25 protein-coding genes are annotated in these 24,169 nt (G+C 77.6%); 13 read left to right on the forward strand and 12 right to left on the reverse strand.

The genetic code is table 11. The annotated features are described in order from the left end of the window. The first annotated feature begins 15 nt into the window (after window positions 1-15). The 6 genes from CHB98_RS22860 (at window position 16) to CHB98_RS05155 (ending at window position 3,638) form a co-directional block, all read left to right on the forward strand. Window positions 16-300, forward strand: a complete 285-nt coding sequence (locus CHB98_RS22860; protein ID WP_089304516.1) for an SH3-like domain-containing protein — start codon at window positions 16-18, stop codon at window positions 298-300. Further along, on the forward strand, window positions 293-583 hold the full coding sequence (locus tag CHB98_RS22865; protein WP_218822252.1) for an SH3-like domain-containing protein: 291 nt from the start codon (window positions 293-295) through the stop codon (window positions 581-583). Before CHB98_RS22860 ends, CHB98_RS22865 begins: the two co-directional genes overlap by 8 nt. Next, entirely contained in the window at window positions 580-1,173 is a 594-nt protein-coding gene (locus CHB98_RS05140) for a nitrile hydratase subunit alpha (RefSeq protein ID WP_089304518.1), read from the forward strand. The genes CHB98_RS22865 and CHB98_RS05140 overlap by 4 nt, the downstream gene beginning before the upstream one ends. A 78-nt stretch (window positions 1,174-1,251) precedes the next feature. Next, the gene (locus CHB98_RS05145; RefSeq protein WP_089304519.1) at window positions 1,252-2,214 is read left to right on the forward strand and encodes an asparaginase; all 963 of its coding nucleotides are present in this window, start codon (window positions 1,252-1,254) and stop codon (window positions 2,212-2,214) included. A gap of 31 nt (window positions 2,215-2,245) precedes the next feature. Further along, complete coding sequence (locus tag CHB98_RS05150; RefSeq protein ID WP_089304520.1) at window positions 2,246-3,142, forward strand: polysaccharide deacetylase family protein; 897 nt, start codon at window positions 2,246-2,248, stop codon at window positions 3,140-3,142. 4 nt (window positions 3,143-3,146) lie between these two features. Beyond that, window positions 3,147-3,638 carry a hypothetical protein gene (locus CHB98_RS05155; RefSeq protein ID WP_089304521.1) on the forward strand — a complete coding sequence of 164 codons (492 nt, stop codon included), beginning with the start codon at window positions 3,147-3,149 and terminating at the stop codon, window positions 3,636-3,638. A 652-nt stretch (window positions 3,639-4,290) separates the two neighbouring features. On the opposite strand, the gene CHB98_RS05160 is transcribed toward CHB98_RS05155, so the two are convergent. Together CHB98_RS05160 and CHB98_RS05165 are read right to left on the reverse strand one after the other, a co-directional pair. Then, window positions 4,291-6,153, reverse strand: a complete 1,863-nt coding sequence (locus tag CHB98_RS05160; protein ID WP_089304522.1) for a DUF7846 domain-containing protein — start codon at window positions 6,151-6,153, stop codon at window positions 4,291-4,293. Between the two features lie 11 nt (window positions 6,154-6,164). Continuing rightward, complete coding sequence (locus CHB98_RS05165) at window positions 6,165-6,893, reverse strand: CPBP family glutamic-type intramembrane protease (protein ID WP_245820931.1); 729 nt, start codon at window positions 6,891-6,893, stop codon at window positions 6,165-6,167. Window positions 6,894-6,895: 2 nt separating this feature from the next. Between CHB98_RS05165 and CHB98_RS05170 the strand changes: the two genes are divergently transcribed. From CHB98_RS05170 to CHB98_RS05180, 3 genes are all read left to right on the forward strand, one after another. Next, window positions 6,896-7,276 (forward strand): hypothetical protein, encoded by a 381-nt coding sequence (locus CHB98_RS05170; RefSeq protein WP_089304524.1) that lies wholly within the window; start codon window positions 6,896-6,898, stop codon window positions 7,274-7,276. Beyond that, window positions 7,273-7,458, forward strand: a complete 186-nt coding sequence (locus CHB98_RS05175) for a DUF6186 family protein (protein WP_089304525.1) — start codon at window positions 7,273-7,275, stop codon at window positions 7,456-7,458. Before CHB98_RS05170 ends, CHB98_RS05175 begins: the two co-directional genes overlap by 4 nt. A 76-nt stretch (window positions 7,459-7,534) precedes the next feature. After that, on the forward strand, window positions 7,535-9,115 hold the full coding sequence (locus tag CHB98_RS05180) for an alpha-amylase family glycosyl hydrolase (protein ID WP_089304526.1): 1,581 nt from the start codon (window positions 7,535-7,537) through the stop codon (window positions 9,113-9,115). A 33-nt stretch (window positions 9,116-9,148) separates the two neighbouring features. Here CHB98_RS05180 and CHB98_RS05185 read toward each other — a convergent pair whose 3' ends face one another. The 5 genes from CHB98_RS05185 to CHB98_RS05200 all read right to left on the reverse strand — a co-directional run bounded on the left by CHB98_RS05185 (window position 9,149) and on the right by CHB98_RS05200 (window position 13,258). Then, entirely contained in the window at window positions 9,149-9,925 is a 777-nt protein-coding gene (locus CHB98_RS05185) for an alpha/beta fold hydrolase (protein ID WP_245820932.1), read from the reverse strand. Between the two features lie 158 nt (window positions 9,926-10,083). Then, window positions 10,084-10,251: a hypothetical protein gene (locus CHB98_RS21420; protein ID WP_179224202.1), complete on the reverse strand. Its 168-nt coding sequence runs from the start codon at window positions 10,249-10,251 to the stop codon at window positions 10,084-10,086. Window positions 10,252-10,362: 111 nt separating this feature from the next. Next, the gene (locus CHB98_RS05190; protein WP_089304527.1) at window positions 10,363-11,196 is read right to left on the reverse strand and encodes an ABC transporter permease; all 834 of its coding nucleotides are present in this window, start codon (window positions 11,194-11,196) and stop codon (window positions 10,363-10,365) included. Further along, window positions 11,193-12,170 carry an ATP-binding cassette domain-containing protein gene (locus tag CHB98_RS05195; RefSeq protein ID WP_089304528.1) on the reverse strand — a complete coding sequence of 326 codons (978 nt, stop codon included), beginning with the start codon at window positions 12,168-12,170 and terminating at the stop codon, window positions 11,193-11,195. Before CHB98_RS05195 ends, CHB98_RS05190 begins: the two co-directional genes overlap by 4 nt. Window positions 12,171-12,265: 95 nt before the next feature. Continuing rightward, on the reverse strand, window positions 12,266-13,258 hold the full coding sequence (locus CHB98_RS05200) for a YihY/virulence factor BrkB family protein (protein ID WP_089304802.1): 993 nt from the start codon (window positions 13,256-13,258) through the stop codon (window positions 12,266-12,268). A 107-nt stretch (window positions 13,259-13,365) separates the two neighbouring features. Between CHB98_RS05200 and CHB98_RS05205 the strand changes: the two genes are divergently transcribed. Then, window positions 13,366-13,824, forward strand: a complete 459-nt coding sequence (locus CHB98_RS05205; protein ID WP_245820933.1) for a heme-degrading domain-containing protein — start codon at window positions 13,366-13,368, stop codon at window positions 13,822-13,824. A gap of 209 nt (window positions 13,825-14,033) precedes the next feature. On the opposite strand, the gene CHB98_RS05210 is transcribed toward CHB98_RS05205, so the two are convergent. From CHB98_RS05210 to CHB98_RS05220, 3 genes are all read right to left on the reverse strand, one after another. Beyond that, window positions 14,034-18,557 (reverse strand): cation-translocating P-type ATPase, encoded by a 4,524-nt coding sequence (locus CHB98_RS05210; RefSeq protein WP_089304530.1) that lies wholly within the window; start codon window positions 18,555-18,557, stop codon window positions 14,034-14,036. Between the two features lie 90 nt (window positions 18,558-18,647). After that, window positions 18,648-19,424: an alpha/beta hydrolase gene (locus CHB98_RS05215; RefSeq protein WP_245820934.1), complete on the reverse strand. Its 777-nt coding sequence runs from the start codon at window positions 19,422-19,424 to the stop codon at window positions 18,648-18,650. Window positions 19,425-19,453: 29 nt separating this feature from the next. Then, window positions 19,454-20,170, reverse strand: a complete 717-nt coding sequence (locus CHB98_RS05220; RefSeq protein WP_179224204.1) for a GDSL-type esterase/lipase family protein — start codon at window positions 20,168-20,170, stop codon at window positions 19,454-19,456. A 210-nt stretch (window positions 20,171-20,380) separates the two neighbouring features. On the opposite strand from CHB98_RS05220, the gene CHB98_RS05225 reads away from it, so the two are divergent. Further along, window positions 20,381-20,650, forward strand: a complete 270-nt coding sequence (locus CHB98_RS05225; RefSeq protein ID WP_089304532.1) for a YciI-like protein — start codon at window positions 20,381-20,383, stop codon at window positions 20,648-20,650. Between the two features lie 20 nt (window positions 20,651-20,670). On the opposite strand, the gene CHB98_RS05230 is transcribed toward CHB98_RS05225, so the two are convergent. Further along, the gene (locus CHB98_RS05230) at window positions 20,671-21,258 is read right to left on the reverse strand and encodes a hypothetical protein (protein WP_089304804.1); all 588 of its coding nucleotides are present in this window, start codon (window positions 21,256-21,258) and stop codon (window positions 20,671-20,673) included. Between the two features lie 246 nt (window positions 21,259-21,504). On the opposite strand from CHB98_RS05230, the gene CHB98_RS22980 reads away from it, so the two are divergent. Beyond that, on the forward strand, window positions 21,505-22,398 hold the full coding sequence (locus CHB98_RS22980; RefSeq protein WP_089304533.1) for a cold-shock protein: 894 nt from the start codon (window positions 21,505-21,507) through the stop codon (window positions 22,396-22,398). Window positions 22,399-22,450: 52 nt separating this feature from the next. On the opposite strand, the gene CHB98_RS05240 is transcribed toward CHB98_RS22980, so the two are convergent. Beyond that, on the reverse strand, window positions 22,451-23,827 hold the full coding sequence (locus tag CHB98_RS05240; protein WP_089304534.1) for an FAD-dependent oxidoreductase: 1,377 nt from the start codon (window positions 23,825-23,827) through the stop codon (window positions 22,451-22,453). 77 nt (window positions 23,828-23,904) lie between these two features. Here CHB98_RS05240 and CHB98_RS21425 point away from each other — a divergent pair, with 77 nt between their 5' ends. Further along, window positions 23,905-24,048, forward strand: a complete 144-nt coding sequence (locus CHB98_RS21425) for a hypothetical protein (protein ID WP_179224206.1) — start codon at window positions 23,905-23,907, stop codon at window positions 24,046-24,048. Window positions 24,049-24,169 lie beyond the last annotated feature (121 nt).

Raw genomic sequence — 24,169 nt, forward strand, 5'->3', positions numbered from 1 at the left:
GGACAGGATCGCGGGGTGAGCCGCATCAACGACGTCGGCGGCATGGTGGGGTTCCCCGCGATCGTGGAGGAGCCGGACGAGCCGGCCTTCCACGCCGACTGGGAGGCGCACGTGCTCGCCCTCAACGCCGCCCTCATCCGGCGCGGCGTCTACAACCTCGACGAGTTCCGCGACGCCATCGAGCGGATGCCGCCGGAGGCCTACCTCGCCAGCTCGTACTACGAGAAGTGGTTCACGGCGATCACCACGCTGCTGGCCGAGAAGGGTGTGGCGACGCCGGAGGAGCTCGCCGGTGCCTGACCGCTTCGCGCCCGGCGACGCGGTGCGCACCAGCACCGCCGACCCGGCCTGGCACACGCGGCTGCCGCGGTACGCCCGCGGCGCCGTCGGGCGGGTGGTCGAGCTGGCCGGGCACCACCCCCTCGCCGACGACCGGGCGCGCGGCCGGGCGGGGACGACGCAGGCCGTCTACCACGTGCGGTTCGCCGCGGCGGACCTGTTCGGCGACGGCGACCACGACGTGACCGTGGAGCTCTGGGAGGACTACCTGGAGCCGGCAGACCAGCAGGGAGGCACACCGTGAGCGGGGACCACCACGGCAGCTCGGCGATCTCCGAGCGGGTCCGGCACGTCGAGGCGCTCCTGGAGGAGCGCGGCCTCGTCGACGCCGGCGAGATCGACCGCCGCATCGACGAGTTCCTCGCCGGGGGCTCCCCGGCCAACGGCGCCCGGATCGCCGCCCGCGCCTGGGTGGACGACGGCTTCCGCGACCGGCTGCTCGCCGACGCCAACGCGGCGATCAGGGGGGTCGGCCTGTCGATGGCCGGCGGGCTGCAGGAGCAGCGGCTGAAGGTGGTCGCCAACACCGACGACGAGCACAACGTGGTGGTCTGCACGCTGTGCTCCTGCTACCCGATCGCGCTGCTCGGCCCGTCCCCGGCCTGGTACAAGAGCGAGGCCTACCGGTCCCGGGTCGTCCGGGACCCGCGCGGGGTGCTCGCGGAGTTCGGCCTCGAGCTGCCGGCGGACGTGCGCATCAGCGTCTGGGACGCCAGCGCCGAGTCGCGCTACATGGTCGTCCCGCGGCGGCCCGACGGCACCGACGGGATGTCCGAGGAGGAGCTCGCCGGCCTGGTGACCCGCAAGGGCCTGATCGGGACCGCCGCCGTCTGACCCACCCCGCGGGACACCGAGGTGCGCCGCCCGCACCGCCGTGGTCACCTGTGCTCGACGGGAGCGCGAGGAGGTGTCGTGGCACGGGTCCACCTGCTGGCGACCGGCGGCACCATCGCCAGCCGGCGCACGGACGGCGGGCTGTCGGCCACCACGCCGGCGGCCGAGCTGCTCACCGCGGCCGGGCCGCTGCCGGGTCTCGAGGTCACCGTCAGCGACCTGACGACGGTGCCGAGCTTCGCGCTCACCGAGGCCGACGCCCGCGCGCTGGTCCGCGCGGTGCGCGAGCAACTGGCCGGCGGCGTGGACGGCGTCGTCGTCACCCACGGCACCGACACCATGGAGGAGTCGGCGTTCCTCGCCGACCTGGTGCACGACGACCCGCGGCCGGTCGTGTTCACCGGCGCCCAGCGGCCCTTCGACGCGCCGGCCCCCGACGGCCCGGCCAACCTCGCCGACGCGCTGCGGGTGGCCGCCGACCCCGCGGCGCGCGACCTCGGCGCGCTGCTCGCCTTCGACGGGCTGGCCTTCGCCGCCCGCGGGGTGCGCAAGCTGGACACGCTGCGCAGCGCGGCCTTCGGCGCGCCCGGGCGCGGACCGGTGCTGCGGGTCGCCGCCGGCGCCGTCCTCCCCCTGGCCCGCCCGCCGCGACCGCCGGCCCTGCCGCTGGACCTGGGTGCCGCCCTGCCGCGCGTCGACGTCGTCGCCTGCCACCAGGGGTCGGACGACGCCCTGCTGCGCGCCGCGGCCGCGGCCGGCGCGGCCGGGGTCGTGCTGGAGGCGCTCGGCGTCGGCAACGTGCCGCCGCCGGTGGCCACGGCGGCCGCCGAGCTGGTCGCCGGGGGCGTCCCGGTGCTGGTCTGCTCGCGGGTGCCCGCCGGCCCAGTCGCGCCGCTCTACGCCGGCGGCGGGGCGCGCCTGGCCGGCGACGGCGCCCTGTTCGGCGGCGACCTGAGCCCCTGGCAGGGCCGGCTGCTGCTGTCCGCCGCGCTCGCGCTGGACCCGCGCGACCCGGCCGGGGTGCTCGCCGGCCGGCTGTGACCGGCGACCGTTCGAGAGAGGGGAACGCAGCGTGGCCAGCTCGTCAGGGAACAAGGAGATCTTCGTGTCCTTCGGCGTCGACATCGACGCCGTCGCCGGGTGGCTGGGGTCCTACGGCGGTGAGGACTCCCCCGACGACATCTCCCGCGGGCTGTTCGCCGGCGAGGTCGGGGTGCCGCGGATCCTGGAGCTGTTCCGCCGCGAGGGGCTGACCCAGACGTTCTTCTGGCCGGGGCACTCGGTCGAGACGTTCCCCGAGCAGTTCGACGCGTGCGTGGCCGCCGGCCACGAGATCGGCGTGCACGGCTACAGCCACGAGAACCCGATCGCGATGAGCCGCGAGCAGGAGTCCGCGGTCCTCGACCGCTGCATCGACCTCATCGGCGAGCGGGCGGGCCGACGTCCCACCGGCTACGTCGCGCCGTGGTGGGAGTTCTCACCCGTCACGAACGAGCTGCTGCTCGAGCGGGGCATCACCTACGACCACTCGCTCATGCACCGGGACTTCGAGCCCTACTACGTCCGCGTCGGCGACAGCTGGACGAAGATCGACTACTCGCAGCCGGCCGAGACGTGGATGCAGCCGCTGGTGCGCGGCCGGGAGACCGAGCTGGTGGAGATCCCGGCGAACTGGTACCTCGACGACCTGCCGCCGATGATGTTCGTCAAGACCAGCCCGAACAGCCACGGGTTCGTCAACCCGCGCGACATCGAGCAGATGTGGACCGACCAGTTCGACTGGGTGTACCGCGAGCAGGACTACGCGGCCTTCACGATGACCATCCACCCCGACGTGTCCGGCCGGCCGCAGGTCCTCATGGCGCTGGAGCGGGTCATCGCGCACATCAAGGCGCACGACGGCGTGCAGTGGGTGACCTTCGACGAGATCGCCCAGGACTTCCTGCGCCGCTCGCCCCGCCCGGCCTGACCCGGTGTGCGGCGCCTGCGGCGGCGCCCGGGGTCCCGCGGCCTGGGAGGACGTGCTGGCCGGCGCCGGCCCGGCGCAGCGGGCCGCCCGGGCCGCGGCGACCGGCCGGCTGCTGACCGGCGGGCGGCTGCGGGTCACGCCCTGGCGCGGGGGCTACCTGTTGACCACCGCGACCGGCGCCGCCCGCCCGGTGGCCTCGCTCGGCGAGCTGTGGGCGGCCGCCCGGCCACCGGTGCCGGCGCCCGGCGGGCGGCGGTGGTGCCGGGCGCCCGCGCCCGCAGTCTGGGACCCGCAGGCGGCGGCCGCCTGGCTGGCCGCCGCCGCACGGGCCGGCACGGTGACCGCGGCCGAGCTGCCCGCCGGCGGGGTGGTGGAGTTCGCGCCGGAGGGGACGGCGCGCGCCGTGCCCGCCCCGGAGCTGGCGCGGGTCGGCGTCCGCGGGCCGGACCCGGAGGCCGCGCTGGCCGGCCTGCTGGCCTTCGCCGCCCGGCCCTGAGGACGACGCCCCGCCGGCCCCACCGTGAGGACGACTGCGTGGGCCGGCACCAGCGCCACCGGCAGCGACCGCACCGCCAAGACCGTCGACCAGGCCACGTCCCCCGCGGCCGGGTGCTTCGCCGCCGTCGAGACGGGACTCGCAGGAGTCCTCCTCGAGTGGGTCCTCGCGGTGCCCGACTCGCGGCGCCATCACAGGAACTCGGACCACGCACCGCCCGCCGCCCTGAAGGCGGCTCCGGACCGGATGCAGCCCCATCAGGGACGGTCCTGCGAGACGACCTGGTACATCGGCGCGGTCGGCTACGGCTGGAATCGCCACGGCTCCGCCACTGTCCCCCAGTGGGCCACTCAGAGACACGCGCCGCCGCGGTCGGACGACGTTCCCGCGGGAACGTCTCTCCCGTGTCTCCCGGAGTGGCCGCTTGGGGACGCCACCGCCAGCCCGCCCCCGAAGGCGGCCTCAGGGCCACCTCTGTCCGGAAGAGTGTGCGCTGAGGATCAGTTCTCAAGGGGGAGATCGGTCCTCGGCGCACACTGTTCGGCCGCTCTCCAGGTCCACTCACCTGCTGCTCCGAACGCCTCGACCCATGGCCTGACGTTCCCGCGGGAACGTCCTCGCAGCTGTCCTCGAGTGGGCCGCTCCGGGACGGTCAGGGGAGTTCCTCGACCGGGCTGCCCACCGCGTCGGGCGCCCAGCCGCCGCCGTCCACCCGCGCCCAGGCCTGCCCCGGCCGCAACAGCTCCACCCGGGTCCCGCCGTCCACGCTGCGGTGCACGACCCGCCGCTCCCAGCTGTCGCCGGGCCCGTCGTCCCCCGGCGAGCGCACGGTCAGGCCGACGGCGAGCACCCCGTCGGCGGCCGGCACCACCGCCCCGGGGCCGGCCGCCGAGCCGGGCGCGGCCACCGTCCAGGTCACCTCGCCCGAGCCGTCCAGCGGCTGCCGGTACGTGCGGTCCCCCGCCCGCAGGTACGCGACGGCGGAGGACGCGCCGGCCGGGACGGTCAGCCGCAGCCGCAGGCTGACCTGCGCACCGGCGTCCACCCGCAGCGGCTGGACCACCGGCGGGGCCTCGCCGTCCTCGGCCAGCCGGTGCAGGGAGCGCCCGGGGAAGCGCGCGGCCAGCGCGAGGTCGGCCGCCCCGCGCTCCGCGGCGTAGAGCACCGGCTGCCGCAGCGCCGGGTCGTTCTGCAGGAACGGGCTGTCGCTGAGGAAGCCCAGGTCGCCGCGGCGCGGGAGGAACAGCAGCGCGTCGTCGAGGCCGGCGTCCTGCACCACCCGCTGCACCGCCCGGTACTCCGCGGTCACCTCCCGGTGGCCGGCGACCGGGCCGGGCACGGCGAGCGCGGTCAGGGCGACCATCGCGGCGGCGACCAGGACGGCGGCCGGCCCGCGCCGGCGCGCGAGCCGCACCAGGCCCGCCGCGCCGAACACCGCCAGCGGGACGACGACCGGCAGCCAGTAGAACGGCCCGAACAGCACCAGGCCCTCCCACTGGGTGCCCATCGCCCACGGCCCCCAGAACGGCAGGTAGCCCAGCGGGACGACGACGGCCAGCGCGGCGACCGCCCACCGCGCGGCACCGGCGGTCCGGCCCAGCCCGAGGGCAGCGAGCGCCACGAGCACCAGCCCGCCGGCCACCCAGCCCGGCGTCCCCCGCAGGTTGGCCAGCAGGCCGGAGGCGGCGTCGGCCGGGGTGAACGGCGACGTGTGCTGCGGGAAGACGCCCCGGTCGCCGAAGCCGAAGGTGTCCTGGGGGCCGGTGACGGTGAACGGCAGCCGCAACGGCCCCCCGACCACGAGGGCGTTGTAGACCAGCGTCAGCGCCAGCACCGGCAGCGCGCCGGCCGCCACCCGCACGACCACCCCGGGCCGCGACAGCCCGCCCCGCTCGCGGGCCAGCAGGACGGCGATGCCGAACGGGGCCACGGTGAGCAGCGCGTCGAAGGGGCGGGCGAAGGCGGCCACCCCGGCGACGACGCCGGCCGCGACCAGCCGCGGCGTCGACCCCAGCCGCGCCCCGGACAGCAGCAGCAGCGCCGCGGCCAGGCCCAGCGCCAGGGCGGGCAGGTAGGGCAGGTAGGTGCCGCTCTGCACCACCACGACCGGCGAGAGCGCGAACAGCGCGCCGGCGGTGACCGCGGCGACCCGGTCGCGCAGCACCTCGGCGGCCAACAGCGCGACCAGCACCGCGGCAGCCGCGGCACTGACCGCCAGCGCCGCCCGCGGTGAGCCGGTGAGCAGGTCGGCGGCCGCGATGACCGCCGGCCAGGGCGGGGTGTACTTCAGCACGACCCGGTCGCCGACCACCGCCGACGCCCAGGGCCGGAAGGCGTCGGCGTCGGCGGGTAGGGTGACCGCGCCGGTCTGCAGCAGCTCGGCCATGGCGACGTAGACGGAGTCGTCGCGGTTGAGCGAGTAGAGCGGGAAGAGCGCTGCGTTGGTCAGCACGGCCGCCGCGCCGGCGAGCAGGGCCAGGACGGCGAGCGCTGCCCGCCACCTCGCCGTCGTCATCGGCGGCGAGTCTAGGGAACCGGCTGCCCGAGCCGGTGAGCAGTCGCCGCCGCCAGCAGGCCCAGCGAGTTCGTGGCCAGGTGCAGCAGGGCCGGGGCGAGCAGGCTGCCGCTGCGCTCCCGCAGTGCGGCGAACAGCACGCCGGCCGCCGCGGTGGCCAGGCAGGCCAGCAGGACGGCCCCGGCGCGGGCCAGGGGCGGCCCGGCGAGGTCGTTGGCCGCCAGCGCGCCGAGCGTGGGCCGCACGTGCCACAGCCCGAACACCGCGGCGGACACCCCCACCGCGCCGGCCCGCGGCAGCAGCCGGGCCAGCGCGGCCAGCAGCACCCCGCGGAAGGCGACCTCCTCCCACAGCACGGTGCCGAGCGGGATCCGGACCAGCGCCTGGCCGGCCAGCTCCGCGGCGTCGAGCCGGGCGACGCGGCCGTCGGCGAGCAGCGGCCGCAGGGCGGGCAGCGCGAGCGCCACCGCGTACCCCGCGGCGACGGCCGCGGCGCAGCCGCCGCCCCACCGCGCGCCCGGGGCCAGCCGGCGGCGGTCCAGGCCCAGCTCGGCCCAGGACAGCCCGGCGGCCCGGGCCGCCGCGAGCAGCACGCCCGCCGCGGCGACGTTGGCCACGACGTAGGACCCCGGCCGGCCGGGCAGCCGGTGCACGAGCAGGTTGTTCCAGGCGAGCAGCACGGGCAGCAGGACGCCGGTGAGCACCAGCACCCTGCGGCGGTCGGCTGCGCCAGCATGCACGGGTGGGGTGTGCCCGGGGACGACGCCGGCTCACCCTCGTCGCGGCCGCCCTCGGCTGCGCCGCCGTGGTCGCCGTCTCCGGCCAGCTGTCCGCGGGCGCGCTGGTCGCCGTGGCCGCCGCCGGTGCCGCCGTCACCGCCACCGGCCTGGCCCGGCGCGCCGGGGCGGGCGCGCCGCCGGTCGGGCGGCGCGGGCTGCCGTGGCTGGTCTGGCTGGCGGCGGCCCTCGGCTGGGAGCTGGTCACCCTGGCCGACGCCGACCTGCCGACGCTCAGCGACCTGGCCGACCCGGTGCTCGCCGTCCCGCTGGTGCGCGGCGCGGCCACCCTGGCCTGGCTGGCGGCCGGCGCCTGGCTGCTCACCCGTCCGCGGCGGCCCTCGTGACCGCCGCCGCGGGGTTCGCCGTCCTGCTGGTCGCGGCGCTGCTGCTGGAGACCGCCGCCCGCCGCGGCGCCGGGCCGGCCACGGCCGCGGAGGCGGTCGGCGCCGCGATGCGGACGACGCCCGGCCGGCTGGCCGTGCTGTTCGCCTGGGTGTGGCTGGGCGTGCACTTCCTGGCCCGCTGACCGGCACGCCGGTGACTCGCCGGCGGGGAGGCGGGGTAGGGCCGCGCGGTCCGTCCGTCCCACCCTGGAGGTCGCCGTGGACCACCGCACCGACGAGGAGGCGCCGCCGTGGTGGCAGCGCGGCGCGGTCTACCAGGTCTACCCGCGGTCGTTCGCCGACTCCGGCGGCGACGGCATCGGCGACCTGCGGGGCCTGCGCGCGCACCTGGACCACCTCGCCGGGCTGTCCGTCGCCGCGGTGTGGCTGTCCCCGATCTACCCCTCCCCCATGGCCGACTTCGGCTACGACGTCGCCGACCACTGCGACGTCGACCCGCTGTTCGGGACCCTGGCCGACCTCGACGACCTGGTCGCCGACTGCCACGCGCGGGGCATCCGGGTGGTGCTGGACTGGGTGCCCAACCACACCTCCGACCGGCACCCGTGGTTCCTCGCCTCCCGGTCCTCGCGGACCGACCCGAAGCGCGACTGGTACGTGTGGCGGGACGGCGCCCCCGACGGCGGCCCGCCCAACGACTGGCGCTCGGAGTTCGCCGCGGTCGGCCCGGCCTGGTCCTTCGACGAGGGCACCGGCCAGTGGTACCTGCACTCGTACACGCCGCAGCAGCCCGACCTGGACTGGGAGAACCCGGAGGTCGTGGCGGCGATGCACGACACGGTCCGGTTCTGGCTGCGCCGCGGGGTCGACGGGCTGCGCATCGACGCCCTGCAGCGGCTGGCCAAGGACCCGCTGCTGCGCAGCAACGCCGGCTCCGACCGCCGCCACGACCAGGACTGGGAGACCGCCCACGAGCGGCTGCGCGGCATCCGGCGGGTGGTCGACGAATTCCCCGACCGCATGATCGTCGGCGAGGTGTACCTGCTCGACCTGCGCCGCGTGCTGGCCTACCTGGCCGGCGGCGACCAGCTGCACCTGGCGCACAACTTCGTGTTCGTCCACCTGCCCTGGGACGCCGGCGCCTTCCGCACCGCGATCGAGGAGTTCGAGGCGCAGGCCGAGCCGGAGGCCTGGCCGGCCTGGTTCCTCGGCAACCACGACCACCCCCGCATCGCCACCCGGTACGACGCCGCCGCGGGCGAGGGCGGGCACGGACCGGCGCGGGCGCGGGCGGTCGCGCTGCTGCTGACCGCCCTGCGCGGCACGCCGTTCCTGTACCAGGGCGACGAGCTGGGCCTGCCGGACGCCGTCGTCCCCCCGGACCGGGTGGTCGACGTGGACGGCCGCGACCCCGAGCGGGCGCCGATCCCCTGGCGGCCGCCGTCGGTCGCCGGCCCGGGCGCGGGGTTCACCACCGGGGAGCCCTGGCTGCCGCTGGTCGATGACGCGGAGCGGCTGTGCGTCGAGCGGCAGTCCGCCGACCCGTCGTCCACGCTGTCGCTGGTGCGCCGGCTGACCGCGCTGCGGGCCACCTCGCGGACGCTGCAGACCGGCCGGCAGCAGATGGTCGACGCCGGGCCGGGCGTGCTGGCGTGGCTGCGCGAGGGGGACGGCGAGCGGCTGCTGGCGGCGGTGAACTTCACCGCCGAGCCGCGGGTGGCCCCCGTCGGCGCGGACGCCACGCTGCTGGTGTCCACCGACCCGGAGCGGACGGCGGACCCGGCCGGGGAGGTCCACCTGGGGCCGGACGAGGCCGTGCTCGTCCGGCTGGCGGGGTGACCCGCACCGGCGCACCCCGGGCGGGCGGGCCGGTCACGGGCGCAGCGCGGCGTGGACCTCCGCGGCGTGGTCGAAGACCGCGAAGTGGCCCTCGCCGGGCAGCCAGTGCGGCGTGCAGCGCGGCAGCATCGCCGCCAGCACCCGGCCCAGGGCCACCGGCACCTGCCAGTCCTGCGTGCCGTGCCAGAGGTGCACCTGCTGGCGCACCTCGGTCAGCGGGAACCCCCAGGGGCGGAACAGCAGTGCCCGGTCCTCCGCCACCGGGCCGGTCCCGTTGCGCAGCGCCTCGGTGAACATCTCGACCAGCACCCTTCGCACGCCGGGCCGGCCGAGCACCCGCCGGTCGGCCGCGTTGAGCCGGGTCTGCAGGTAGCGCGGGATCGCCTCCGGACGCCGGACCGCCGGGGCGAACACCGGCCGCAGCAGCGAGGCCACCGGCGAGGGCCGGTGCGCCACCGCCCGCAGCCGCCGGGGCACCCACCCCGGCCAGGCCCACGGGACGTCCGGCGGCGGCGCCCCGCCGAGGACGCCGACGCCGACCACCCGGGTGTCGAAGGCGTGCGCGCAGGCCAGCGCGTAGGCGGCGCCGCCGGACAGGCTGAGGACGGCGAACTCGCCGATCCCCAGGTGGTCCACCAGCCGGGCGACGTCCTCGGGCCAGTCGGCCACCCGCCGGCCCGGCTGCGGGTCGGAGCCGCCGAAGCCGGGCCGGTCGGGCACCACGAGGCGCACGCCCCAGCGCCGGTAGTCCTCCGGGTCCTCGGCGTGGCGCTCCCGCCGCGAGCTCGGCGAGCCGTGGCAGCCCAGCACCGGCCGCCCGGCGGGGTCCCCGTACTCGGCTCAGGCCAGGGTCCGCCCGTCCGGCAGCCGCAGCTCCCCGTCGCGGGGTCCGGCGGACGCGGGGTGACCTGGCTGCTCCGGCATGACCGCCCGCTACCCCGCCCCGGGGCCGCCGCACCCGGCCGCGGTCAGAAGTCGTGCGCCTCGTCGTAGCCGAGGTCCCCGCCGGTGGCGCCGTCCCCGCCGGCCGGCTCCGCCGGGGGTGCGGCCCCCGCGGGCGGCGGGGTGGCCGCGGCCAGGTCCGCGTGCACCGTGTCGTACCCGTGGTCACCGGACTCGTCGCGCGGTTCGTGCACCGTGTCCGACCTCCCGTCCGCGCCCGCCCGGGCGCGGGGTGCCCGGCCCGCCGGCGGCGTACGAGCAGGGTCCCACCGCCGGCCTCCGGCGGCCTCCCGGACGGCGACGGCTCAGCGGCTGCGGTACAGGCGCGTGGTGACCGGCAGGAACACCGCGGCCAGCCCCGCCGCCACGGCCAGGGAGACGGTGATCGCGGTGCCGTCGGGGGTGCCGGCCATGAGCGATCGGGCCGCCGTGGCCAGCACCGAGATCGGGTTGACGTCGACGAAGGCCCGCAGCGGCCGGGGCAGCGTGCCGGGGTCGACGAAGACGTTGGACAGGAAGGTCAGCGGGAACAGCACCATGAAGCCCCCGTTGAGGACCGCGCTGGGCGAGCGCAGCACCAGCCCGACCGCGGAGTACACCCAGGACAGCCCGAAGGAGAAGACGACGACCAGGGCGAGCGCCGCCAGGGCGCCGACCGCCCCGCCCTCGGGCCGGTAGCCCAGCACGACGCCGAGCACCAGGATCACCGTGCCGGCGAGCACGTACCGGACGCTGTCGCCGAGCAGGGCCCCCAGCAGCGGCGCCGGCCGCCAGATCGGCAGCGAGCGGAACCGGTCGACGACGCCCTTGGTGAGGTCGGTGTTCAGCGCCACGCCGGAGTAGACGGTCGTGAACACCACCGACATGACCAGGATCCCGGGCAGCACGTACTGCAGGTAGGCGCTGGTCGACCCGGCCAGCGCACCGCCGAACAGGTAGGTGAACATCAGCACGAACAGCACCGGCGTGATGGTGACGTCGATCAGCTGCTCGGGCACGTGCTTGATCTTCAGCATGCCGCGCCAGCCGAAGGTCAGCGCCGTCGACAGCGGGCCGGGGCGTGGCGGGCGCGCCGTGGAGGCGATGGCGCGGCGGACGGCGGCGGTGTCGGCGTCGGTCGCGGGTGCGGTGGCGGTCATGACGCCTTCCCGGAGGTGGGTGCCGGCTCCTCGGCGAGGTGACCGGTGAGCGACAGGAACACCTCGTCCAGGCTGGGCTGGTCGAGGGAGAAGTCGGCGAGGCCGACGCCGGCCCGCCCCAGCTCGCCGACCGCGGTCGCCGCGCGGTCGGCGTCGCTGCAGGCTGCCGACAGCGCGGCCGGGTCCGGCTCCAGGGTCACCGTGCCGACGACGGCCTCCAGGAGCCGCGCGGCCTCGGCGCGGCGGGCCGGGTCGAGCAGCCGCACGTGCAGCGCCCCGGTGCCGATGGACGCCTTGAGCTGGCCCGGCGTGCCCTCGGCGATCACCCGGCCGCGGTCGATGACCACGATGCCGTCGGCGAGCTGGTCGGCCTCCTCCAGGTACTGGGTGCACAGCAGCACCGTCGTCCCCTCGGCCACCAGCGCCCGGACGATCTCCCAGACCTGGTTGCGCGAGCGCGGGTCCAGCCCGGTGGTCGGCTCGTCGAGGAAGGCCAACCGCGGGGTGACGACGATGCTCGCGGCGATGTCCAGCCGCCGGCGCATGCCGCCGGAGTAGTGCTTGACCAGCTTCCCGGCGGCGCCGGCGATGCCGAAGGCCTCCAGCAGCTCGTCGGCGCGGGCGCGCGCGGCGGCCCGGCGGTGGCCGAGCAGCCGGCCGATGAGCACGAGGTTCTCCCGGCCGGTGAGCTCCTCGTCGACCGAGGCCAGCTGGCCGGTGAGGCTGACCAGCCCGCGGACCGCGTCGGCCTCGGCGACGACGTCGTGGCCGAGCACCCGGGCGGTGCCGGCGTCGGGCGGGACGATCGTGGCCAGCATGCGGATGGTCGTCGTCTTCCCGGCGCCGTTGGGCCCCAGGACGCCGTAGATGGCCCCGGCCGGGACGGCGAGGTCGACGCCGGCCACGGCGCGGGTCTCCCCGTACGACTTGGCCAGGCCGGTCGCCTCGATGGCGAGCGTGCTCCCTGATGTCATCCCGACTCCCTCGAGCGGCGGTGTCGCGCAGCGTCCTCCACCCCTACGACGGACTGTGCGCGCCGGGCTCATCGGTGCGCCACCGCTTTTCCGGCTCAGGGGCGCGGCGCCGCGTCGTCCCCCGTCTCGAAGCGGACGTCGATCTCCTGGTGCTTCACGGCGCGCTGGGCCCGCGCGGCGTCGGTGAACACCCGCTCGTCGCCCTCGGTCAGGTCGGTGTGGTCGACGAAGGGGGTGAGCAGCGACCGCGGGTGGAGCCGGTCGACGCGGACGGCGTCGATCTCGACGCAGAGCACCAGCCCGACCGCGGCCAGGTAGACGAAGGCGATGAGGCCGAGCACCAGGGCGAAGACGGCGTCCACGGCGCTGGCGTTGGCGACCACGCGGGCCACGTAGATGCCGCCGAAGGACTGCAGCAGCTGCCAGAGCACCGCGGCGGTGAGCGCGCCGGGGAGCACCTGCCGGGTGGTGAGCCGGCGGGCCGTGGTGATGCGGAAGCCGAGCACGAACACCGCGGCGTTGGCGACCACGGAGGCGGCGGTGACCAGCACCGTGAACCACCCGGTGGAGCCCCCGCTGTAGGCCGCGACGCCCGTGCCCACCGCGGACAGGACGGTGCTGGCGAGCAGCAGCAGGCCGAGGGTGAACAGGAGCAGCAGGCTGCGGCCGCGGGAGGTGACCGGGTCGGGGCGGCTGTGCCGGGGCACCGCCCAGATGTTGTTCATGGCGTGCTGCATCGCCTGGCCGAGGCCGGTGGCCCCGTAGAGGGCGACCAGCCCGCCGACCACGATCCCGGTGAACCCGCCGCCGAGCCCCTCCGGGCGGGCCAGCTGCGGGCCGATCACCGGGAACTCGCCCAGCGCGGAGTCCAGCAGCTGCTGCTGCAGCTGCGGGTCCCCGGCCAGCAGCAGGCCGAGCACGGTGGCCAGCAGCAGCAGCGTCGGGAACAGCGCGAGGAAGCCGTAGTAGGTGATCAGCGCGGCGAGGAAGTGGCCGTCGTCGTCCAGGAACTTGTAGACCACCGCGATCGGGAACCCCGCTCCCGGGTGCCGCCGCTGGTACCGGTCCAGCCGCTCGGTCCACCTCATGGCCACCCCTGTCGCCTGCCCGCCCTGCCCGGTGCCCGGGTACCCCGCCCGGTAGGAAGGGCGCCATGACCGATGCCCCGTCGTCCGGTGCCCTACCGTCCCGTGCAGTGCCCACTGTGGCCCAGCTCGCCACCGAGGAGGCGGAGCTGGTCCTCGACGGCTTCACCAACGACGACGCCTGGGACCTCGGTTCGGCGCTGGTGGCGGCCGCCCGGCGCGACGGCGCCGCGGTGACCGTCGACGTCACCCGGCACGGCCACCAGCTCTTCCACGCCGCCCTGCCCGGCACCAGCCCGGACAACGACTCCTGGGTGCGGCGCAAGACCCGCGTCGTCGACCGGTTCGGGCACAGCAGCCTCCACGTCCGGCAGGCCAGCATCGAGCGGGGCACCACGTTCGAGGCGGAGTTCGGCCTGGACCCGGCGCGCTACGCGGCCCACGGCGGGGCGTTCCCCGTCCTCGTCCGCTCCGTGGGCCCGGTCGGCGCGGTCGTCGTCTCCGGGCTGCCGCAGCTGGACGACCACCGGATGGTCGTCGCGGCCCTGCGGGCGCACCTGCGCCGGTGACCGCCGTCCCCCCGGCGGCCGTACCCCGGCCAGCCGGATCGGGTGCGGCGGACCCGGTCGCGCCGCCCACGGGCGGGGCCGGCCGCCCCAGACCGCCGTAGCCGCGGCGCCGGCCTGGCACGGGACGGGCCGGCTGCCCTCGACCCGGACCCGCAGCACCCCTGCCACGCGCCGCCGGGGGCGCTGTCCGCCACCCCGACGACGCTGGATCAGGGTGCCGCCTCGACCTCGCCGGAGCGGGAGCGCGCGACCAGCACCGGCACCACCTCGGCGCCCGCCGTGCCGGCAGCCGCGCAGCCGAGCACGACCAGCCAGGCCAGGGGGTCCAGCGGCGTGCAGCCGAAGAAGTGGCTGAGCCCCGGCGTCTGGACGACGGTGGCGAGGACGGCCAGCGAGCCGGCGACGGTGACCAGCACCAGCGGGCTGCGCCGGCCGGCCCACGCGGTCTGCCCCAGCTGGGTGGTGATCAGCGCGGCCAGGCCCATCGTCCCGGCCCGCCCGCGGAACCCGGTGAGCCGCCCGGTGGCCCAGGCGGCGGTCGCCCCGGCGGTGGTGGCCGCCCCGCGGACGAGCACCATCCGCCGCACCTCCCGGGTGAAGCCCCGCTGCGGCCCGCCCTCGAGCACCGCGGCCAGCGGGTGCCCGGCCAGCGGGCCGTCGTCCCCGCCGGGCGCGGGGCGGGCGGGACCGCGACGAGGCGCCGCCACGGCGACGGCCAGCGCCGGGAACATGTCGGTGAGCAGGTTGACCAGCAGCAGCTGCCGGGTGTTCACCGGCGCCCGCCCGCCGAACGCGGTGCCGAGCACGGTGAACGTCACCTCGCCGGCGTTGCCCCCGACCAGCACCGAGACCGCGTCCCGCACCCGCGACCACATCGCGCGGCCCTCGCCGATCGCGTCGACCAGCCGGGTCAGGTCCAGGTCGGTGAGCACCAGGTCGGCCGCGGCGCGAGCGGCGGGCGACTCGGCACCGGAGACCCCCACCCCGACGTCGGCCAGCCGGATCGCCGCGGCGTCGTTCACGCCGTCCCCGGTCATCGCGAGCGTCGCCCCGGCGCGGCGCAGCGCGGCCACCAGGGACACCTTGTGCTCCGGCGACAGCCGCGCGAACACCGTCGTCTCCCGCACCATGCGGGTCCGCTCGGCGTCCGAGGCGCGGACGAACTGCGCACCGGTCACGACCCGGTCGGCACCGGGGACGCCGGCCTGCGCGGCGATGGCGCGGGCGGTCCCGGGGTGGTCGCCGGTGGCCACGACCACCCGGACGCCGGCGGCCCGCAGCTGCTCGACCGCCGCGACCGAGGAGTCGCGCACCGTGTCGGCCAGTCCGACCAGGCCGCGCAGGGTGAGGTCCCGGGCACCGTCCTCCAGGTCGCCGCCGTCCCACTCCCGCTCGGCGACGGCGAGCACCCGCAGCCCCGCGGCGGCGAGCTCCTGCACCTGCGCGGTGAGGTCCCCGGCGCCCCGGCAGCGACCGGCGACCACCTCGGGAGCCCCCTTCACCACCAGCCGGCCGTCGCGCACCGCCGCCGAGAAGCCGCGTCCGGCGGCGAACGGCAGGCTCTCCCCGGCCTCGCCGTCGGGGCACACGCCGCGCTCCTGGGCGGCCTCCACGACCGCCCGGTCGGTCTCGTGCGCCCGGTCGTCGCCGTTGCCGACGCCGGCCGCGATCAGCCGCAGCAGCCCGTCGTCGTCCAGGTCGCCGTCCAGCGGCAGGAGGCGGGCCACCCGCAGCCGGTTCTCGGTCAGGGTGCCGGTCTTGTCGAAGCAGACGGTGTCGACCCGGCCGAGGGCCTCGAGCACCCGGGCGCTGCGGACGACGGCGCCGCGCCGCGAGAGCCGCCGGGCCGCGGCCTGCTGCGCGACCGTGGCGACCAGCGGCAGCCCCTCGGGCACGGCGGCGACGGCGACGGCCACGCCGTCCCGGACGGCGTCGCGCAGCGGGCGGCGCCACAGCACGCCCAGCGCGGTGACCGCCGCGCCACCGGCCAGGGTCAGCGGGAGCACCGCGCGGGTCAGCTCGCCCAGCCGCGCCTGCACGCCGGCCGGTGGCGCCGCGCCGCCGGCCGCCCGGGCGGCGCGGCCGGCCTGGGTGGCGTCGCCCACCGCGACGACGACGGCCCGCCCGCGCCCGGCGACCACGGTGGTCCCGTCGAAGAGCACGCAGGTGCGGTCGGCCACCTCGGCGCCGGGGGTGGCCGGCACCGACTTGCCCACCGACAGCGACTCGCCGGTCAGGTTCGACTCGTCGACCTCGAGGTCCACGGCCTCCAGCAGCCGGGCGTCGCAGGCGAGCACGTCACCCGGCTCGACCTGCACGACGTCACCCAGCCGCAGCGCGCTGCCGGGCACGTCCTCGCGGCCGCCGTCGGCCTCGCGGTGGACGACGACGTCCTGCTGGAGCAGCAGCGACTCCAGCGCGGTCTCCGCCCGCAGCCGCTGCAGCCCGCTCACCAGGGCGTTGGCGACGGTGACGCTGCCGACGAGGACGGCGTCGGTGGCCTCGCCGAGGACCGCGGTCGCCGCCGCGCCGGTGCCGAGGACCGGGGTCAGCGGGTCGGCCAGCTCGGCGGCGACGGTGCGGGCGAACCGGGCCGGCCCCTGCACCACCGGGAGCGCCCGGACCCGGCCGGAGCGGACCGGCCGCGCGCCGTCGGCGGCCGGCAGCTCGGCCACGCGGCGCAGCACCTCGTCGGGGTCGAGCGCGTGCCAGGGTGTGTGCACCGCCGGCGGGGGGACCGGGCGGCCGGCGGCCCGGACCGCGGCCCAGGTGCCACCCACCATCGCGACGATCGTGGCCGTCTTGCCCGGCGAGGTGGCCCGCTGCTGCCCGTACCCCTCGCTGCCGACGGCGGCGAGCAGCGCGCCGAGGACGTTGCCGGTGAGCGCCGCCTGCACCGAGCGCCGGCTCACCGTGCGGGCCACCGCGGTGGCCGCGACCACCCGGCAGGCGTCGGCCAACCCGGGGCGGGTGACCAGGTCGGCGCCCCACGCCGGCGCGCGGCCGGGCCGGACGGGAGTGACGGAGACGTCGGCGGCCTGCAGACCGGGGCCGTCGGTGTCGCTGACCAGCAGGACACCGCACCCGTCGCGCTGCAGCCGGCGCACCGTCTCCACGAGGGTCTCGTCGGCCGGGGCCACCTCGTCGGCGGCCGCGGCCACCTCCCGGGTGCCGGCGTGCGCGGTGAGCACCAGCCTGGCACCGGTCGCGGCGGCCGCCGCCAGCAGCGCCTCGGCGTGCGGGTCCAGCTCGCGGGCGACGGTCACCGTGCCCACCCGGCGGCGGCCCTCGTGCACGGCGCGCACCTCCGCGCCGGGTGCGTCCTCGGCGGCCCGGGACGGCCCGAGCCGCACGCCGCCGCCCGGCTCGTCACCCTCCAGCGCGCCGACCAGCCGGGCGGCGGCCGACCACACCCGGGCGTCGTCCCACCCCTCGGCCTGCCCGGTGGCCTCGAGGACCACCGGGCGGCCGGTGCACAGCGCGGACCCGTCGACCACGACGGCGTCCACCCGGTCCAGCCGCTCGTACGCCGAGCCGTCCATCGGCAGCACGTCGCGGCGGCACAGCAGCAGGTCCAGCGTCGTGGCGAACGCCGCCCGCCCGTGGGAGGCGGCCTTCGGGTTCAGTGCCCTGAGGAGGTCGGCCGAGCGCCCGGGGCGGCCGGTGAGCGCCAGCAGGCCCAGTGCGGCGGCCAGCTCGGTGGGGGCCAGCCGCTCGGTGTAGCTCTCGACCGGGCCGGGCGGCAGCGGGCGCGGCCGGGGCCCCGGTGGCGTCAGCGGCTCGCGCTCGTCGTCCGGGTCCGGGTGGCACAGCTCCCACTCCCGGCGCCGCCACACCTGCCGGTGGGCGCGCATCTCCAGGACCTCCTGGAGCGCGGCGGCGGCGTTGAGCGCGGGGACCGTGGGGCTCTGGGTGAGCGCGTGCAGCAGGGCGCTGACGCCGGAGAGCGCCAGTTCGGTGCCGTGGGGGCCCACCCTGCGGTACAGCTCCCGCTTGAGCCAGGCCTGGGACTCCAGCAGCGCGACGGCGAGGGTGGCGTGGCGGGTGAGCGCCGGGAGAGGCAGCGCCCGCGCCACGACGGCCACCCCGACGGCGGTGAGGTCGACGGCCGCGGCAGTGGCGGCCGCCAGCAGCGGCTCGAGGTCGGCGGGGTGGTCGGCGTGGTCCGGCGAGAGCGTCGTCCCGCCCCGGGCCCGCTCGATCGCGGTGACCGTGCCGACGACGTCCTCCGCGGTGACCCGGCGCTCGTCGAAGGCCACCAGCACCCGGCCGACGACGTCGTTGACCGCGGCCCAGTCCACACCCTCGAGGCGCTCGAGGCGGTGGCGCAGCGCGCGGCGGACCTCGGGCGTCTCGTCCGCGGCCGGGGCGCACAGCTCGACCTGGACCCGGCCGCGGTCGGCCCAGACCCGGCGGGTGTGCCGCGCGGGCGGGGGCTCGACCATGCCGCGGGCGACGTCGACCAGGCTGTGCAGCCGACCGTCCGGCAGCGGGTCGGCGCCGGTGACGAGGGTGCCGACGGCCCGGGTGCCGCTGACCGCGGCCGCGTGGGCCAGCGACAGCGAGGCGCGGGCGCCCCGGCGGGCGACGGACGCGGTCTCCCCCACCAGTGCCGCCGTGCCGCCGACGAGCCCGACGGTCACGGCGGCCCCGGCCACGACCCCGGCAGCGGCGAGCCCGGCGGCCGCGTCGAGCACGCCGCGGGCCGCACCGATCCGGCGCAGCAGGGCCATCGGCTCTCCCGGAACTCGATCCCCCGGAACGGGGTGGACGGGGACGCTACGCCGGTCGGGGCCCGCGTGCGCCCCGAGGCGTCGCCACCCTCACCACTCGAGCCAGTCGACGGCCTCCCTCGCCACCTCCGGCGGGACGGCGTGCCCCCCGGCGAACTCGCGGTAGGTGACGTGGTGGCCGTCGTCGCGGAGGGCCGGGACGATGCGCCGGCTGGTCCGCTCGACGGGCAGGACCTCGTCGGCGTCGCCGTGCGACACCCACACCGCCGGCTGCCCCACGCGCGACTCCCCGGCGACGGAGCCCGGCGAGAAGGCGACCACGCGGCCGAACAGGTCCCCGTTGGCCAGACCGAGGCCCAGCGCGTACGAGGCGCCGTCGGAGAACCCCGCCACGGCGACGCGCCCCGGGTCCACCGGCACGGTCGCGAACACGCGGGTCAGGGCCTCGTCCAGCAGCGCGGCGTCCTCGCCGTGCCGGCCGGTGACGGCGTCCCAGGTCGACCCGCGGGAGGCCGGCGCGAGGACGAGCAGCCCCCGCTCGTCGGCCAGGCCGCCGAGGACACCGAGGCCGGCCCGGGCGTCGCCGCCGGCGCCGTGCAGGGCGACCACCAGCGGCACCGCGCTGCCCGGGGTGAGTCCGGGCGGCACGTGCAGCAGCGGCGGCCGCTCGACACCCAGGTCCAGCGGTTGCGTCCCGGGCGCCGGGAGCCCGGCGGTCGGTCCCGGCTGCGGACGAGCAGTGAGTCCCGCCGCGTCGCCGTCGCCGCTCCCACCAGGGGCCACGTCCGGTCGCTGCACACCGCAGCCGGCGAGGGCACCCGCCCCGGCGAGCGCCCCTGCGGCGGCCAGCAGGCGCCGGCGCGTCACCACGGGGACCCGGTCCGGGACGTCCACCGTCAGCCGCCGTGCAGGGCAGCCCAGAAGGCCGCCCGGACGCCACCGGCACCCCAGGCGTTGGGCTCGATCAGGGAGCAGAACCACAGGTCCCGCTGCTCCGGCCGGGCCTCGGGCCGCCGGGGGTCGCCGGCCGTGAGCCCGTGGCCGTGGAAGTGCTCGGCGATCTCGGCCACCGCGGCGCCGTGCCGGGCGGCGGTCCGGCGCAGCGCGTCGTTCAGCTCCGCGATCAGGGCGACGGCGTCCGGCCAGGGCGGCAGGCCGAGCCGCACGGCGTCGCCGGTGCCGTCGCTGGGGTCGTAGACGGTGCCGACGACGACCCGGCCGCCGGGGACCAGGACGGCGCTCACCGCGGCCAGCGCCCGGTCGAGGGCCGCCGACACGTGCGCGACGACCGCACGGGCGGCTGCGGTGTGCCCGTAGGCGCCCAGGAGGTCGTTGCCGCCGATCGTCACCGTGACCAGCCCGGGCCGCGACGGGAGCGCCGCGAGCCGGGGCAGCTGCCCGTCCAGGAGGGTGCGGGTGGTCGCGCCGTCGGTCGCCAGGAGCGCGAACGTCGTCCCGGGCGACGTGCTGCGCAGGTCGCGCCCGCGCCACTCCGGGAAGTCGTCGTCCCGGTTGGCGAACAGCAGGCTGGCCCCGCCGCGGCCCGGGCCGCCGGAGTAGTCGTCGATCGAGATGGAGTCACCGAGCGCGACGTACCCCGGGGTGCCGGCCACCCCGCCATCGTCCCCCGGGGCGGTCGGCCGCGCCGGGGTGCGCCGCCGGTGGCCTGCGGCCGTGGACGTCGGCCGAGCGGGTCGTCTGCGCGGACACCGAGCCCGCGCCGGGCCGGTCGATGTGTTCGCCGGCCACGGTCCCGGGCACGGCCAGGACCTCGCCCGCGGCGCCATGGGCTGTGCTGAGCCCTCCTCTGCCAGGGTGTCGGCGTGCACCTGCTCCTGGAGTACACGCTGGCCGACGACTACCTGCAGCGCCGGGAGGCCCTCCGCGCCGACCACCTGGCCCTCGTCCGGGCCGCACACGAGCGCGGCGAGGTGCTGCTGGCCGGCGCCCTGCCCGACCCCTACGACCGCGCGCTGATGGTGTGGACGGCGCCGCGCGAGGTGGTCGAGCGGTTCGCCGCGGCCGACCCGTACGTCGTCCACGGCCTGGTGACGTCGTGGACCGTGCGCCCGTGGAACGTGGTCGTCCCGTAGCGCCCGGGGTGCCGCGACGATCAGCCGGGCAGCAGCCGCCCCAGCACGCCCCGGGCCGTGGCGACCGGGCGGTAGGACTGCACCAGCCAGGCGTTGCAGACGATGTTGGCGCCGGCCAGCGCGGGGACGAGGAACTGCGTCACCCGCTGGCGGCGCTGCCACGTCCGGATCTCCGCCGGGGTGCGGTCGGTGGGCAGGCTGGCGTCGTGGACCTCGACGGTCTCCCCGCGCCGCTGCGCCTCCTCGGCCAGCCGGGCGATCCGGCTGCCGCTGTAGGCGGCGTAGGCGGTCGCGCCCGCGCCGGCCACGGCCAGCCCGGCCTTGACCGCGCCGACCCGGGCGAAGCCCTGCTGCAGGGCCAGCCGGCGGCCGCCGACCTGGGTCAGCCGCAGTCCGGCGAGCAGCGTGGCCGCGATACCGCCGAACTGGGCGGGCTGGAAGCGCTGCCACGCCGACCCGGCCACCCGGATGCGGTCGATGCCCTGGGACAGGTCGGCGCCGGACTTGTTGACGCCGGCGATGCCCATCACCGCCCCGCCGAACCACAGGGCCGAGCCGAGGTCGTGCACCGCCTGGGCCAGCACGTGGTCGTCGCTGTCGCTGCTCATCGGGTCCTCCACCGGTCGGCCGTCCCCGTCTGGGAGGCCGCCCCTACCCCGGGTGGCGCGCGGGTAACGGGACACGCCGGAGGGGGGCGGCCGCGGCGCCGGGACGGCCGCGGCACCCGGGTGCCCGCCCACGCGCGCGGCCGGTGGGGGACGCTGGTGTCCGCGGCCGCGCCCCCGAGGGGGGAGGGCGGCCGGAGGACAGCCGGCGGGACCGACCCGCCGGCGACGAGCAGCAGGAGCACGTGGATGCCGCAGGGCACGGTGAAGTGGTTCAACGCCGAGAAGGGCTTCGGGTTCATCGCCCCCGACGACGGGGGGCGTGACGTCTTCGTCCACTTCTCCGCCATCGCCGACGAGGGCGGGTTCCGCTCCCTCGACGAGGGCCAGCAGGTGGAGTTCGAGGCGAGCGAGGGGCAGCGCGGGCCGCAGGCGGACTCGGTGCGGCCGCTGGGGGGCGCCCCGCGGCGCCCGGACGCCGGGTACGGCCGGGACCGCGACCGCGACCGCGACGGCGGCCGTGGCCGGGAGGGTGGCCGGGACGGCGACCGGGACCGGCGGCCGCCGTCGCGCGGCGGGCGCAGCACCGGGACGGTGACCTGGTTCGACGACGGCAAGGGCTTCGGGTTCATCACGCCCGACGACGGCGGGGCGGACGTGTTCGTGCACTTCTCCGCGATCGCCGACCGCGGCGGCTACCGCAGCCTGGAGGAGGGCCAGCAGGTCGAGTTCGACCTCACCCAGGGGCAGCGCGGCCCGCAGGCCGAGGACGTGCGCCCGGCCGGGCGCGGCGGCGGTGGCGGCGGCCGGGACGCGGGCCCGCGGGGCGGCGGGTACCGCGACGCCGGCCGCGAGCGCAGCGGCGGCGGCCACCGTGACGCCGGCCGGGACGCCGGCCCGCGGGCCGGCGGCGGTCGCCGCCCCTCGGGCGGCGGTCAGGCCAACGGCACGGTGAAGTGGTTCAACGCGGAGAAGGGCTTCGGCTTCATCGAGCCCGACGACGGCGGGCCGGACGTGTTCGTGCACTACTCGGCGATCTCCGACCGGGGCGGCTACCGCAGCCTGGACGAGGGCCAGCGGGTGGAGTTCGAGGCCAGCGAGGGGCAGCGGGGCCCGCAGGCCGACCGGGTCGACCCCGCCTGAGCAGCATCGGCCGCCGGCACCGCCACCCCGCGGTGCCGGCGGCCGGCGCGGGTCACAGCAGCCGGACGTCGGCCTCCACGGCCTCGAACGCCTTGCGGGCGGCGATGAGCACCGGGTCCCAGACAGGGGCGAACGGCGGGGCGTAGGACAGGTCCAGGGAGAGGATCTCGTCGACGCCCATCTCGTTCCAGATGCAGATGGCCAGCGCGTCGACCCGCTTGGCGGCGGCCTCCTTGCCGACGACCTGGGCGCCGAGCAGCCGGCCGCTGCGCCGCTCCGCGATCATCTTCAGCCGGATCGGCTGGGCGCCCGGGAAGTAACCGGCCTTGGTGGTGGAGTCGACGACGGCGGTGACGAACTCGAACCCGGCCGCCTCCGCCTCGGTGGTGGACAGCCCGGTGCGCGCGGCCTCCAGCTCGCAGATGCGGGTGATGGCGGTGCCGATGACGCCGGGGAAGGTCGCGTAGCCGCCGCCGATGTTGATCCCGGCCACCCGGCCCTGCTTGTTGGCGTGCGTGCCGAGGGCGACGACGACCCGCTGCCCGGACAGCCGGTGCACCGACTCGACGCAGTCCCCGGCCGCCCACACGCCCTCGGCCTCGGTGCGCATCCGCACGTCGACGGCGATGCCGCCGGAGGTGCCGAGCGGGATGCCGGCCTCCTGCGCCAGCCGCACGGCCGGCCGGACGCCGAGGCCGAGCACCACCAGGTCCGCGGGCAGCTCCCGGCCGCTGGCGGTGACCACCGCGCAGGCCCGGCCGGAGGCGTCGGTCTCCACCGCCGCGACCGCGTCGGAGAGGACCAGCTCGATGCCCTCCCGGCGGACCGCGTCGGCGATGTGCTCCCCGACGTCGGGGTCGAAGGTGCCGACGGGGGTGGCCGACATGTCGACGACGGTCACGTCCAGCCCGCGCACCCGGCAGGCCTCGGCGATCTCCAGGCCGATGTAGCCGCCGCCGACGACGACCACCCGCTGCACGTCGCCGTCCTCCAGCTCGGCCCGCAGCGCCGCGCCGTCGTCCAGGGTCTGGACGCCGTAGACGCCGGCCGCGTCGACGCCGGGCACCGGCGGGCGCATGGGCACGCTGCCGGTGGCGTACACCAGCTCGTCGAACGGCTCGGTGCCGCTGCCGCCGTCGGTCAGGCCGCGCCAGTGGACGACGCGGCGGTCCAGGTCGATGCCGGTGACCTCGGTGCGCATCCGCACGTCGATGCCGTTGGCGCGGTGCTGCTCCGGCGTCCGGGCGATCAGGTCGGCCTCGGAGTCGACGGCGCCGCTGATCCAGAACGGGATGCCGCACGCGGAGTACGACGTCGCCCGGCCGCGCTCGAACATCACCACGTCGAGGTCCGGCTGCCGCTTCCTCGCCTGCGACGCGGCGCTCCCGCCCGCGGCGTCCCCACCGATCACGACCACGCGTCTGCCCACGTCCCGGGACGGTAGGTCGTCCGGGGCGCGGCCGCTCGCCCGCGGTCCGGAGCCGCCCCGGGGTCTAGCGTCGGTGCATGACCGTGCCACCCACCCCGGGCCCGCCGTCGCCGTCGCCGTCCCCCGTGGACCCCGTGCCGCCGCCGGAGCCGGCCCCCTACCCGGTGCCCGGCCCGGCCGACCCGACCGCCCCGCCGCCGTCCGGCCCCCAGCCGGTCTGATCCGCCGCGCCGCCTGGTGGGGGCACCGTTCCCGGAGTCGATCACGGGCTTGCTGCCGGTCGGGGCGGCGTGTCCGCGCATGTCCCGTGCACCAGGCCCATGATCATCGAGCGGCGGGTCC

The organism is Geodermatophilus pulveris, from assembly GCF_900188375.1.
Taxonomy (GTDB): Bacteria; Actinomycetota; Actinomycetes; order Mycobacteriales; family Geodermatophilaceae; genus Geodermatophilus; species Geodermatophilus pulveris.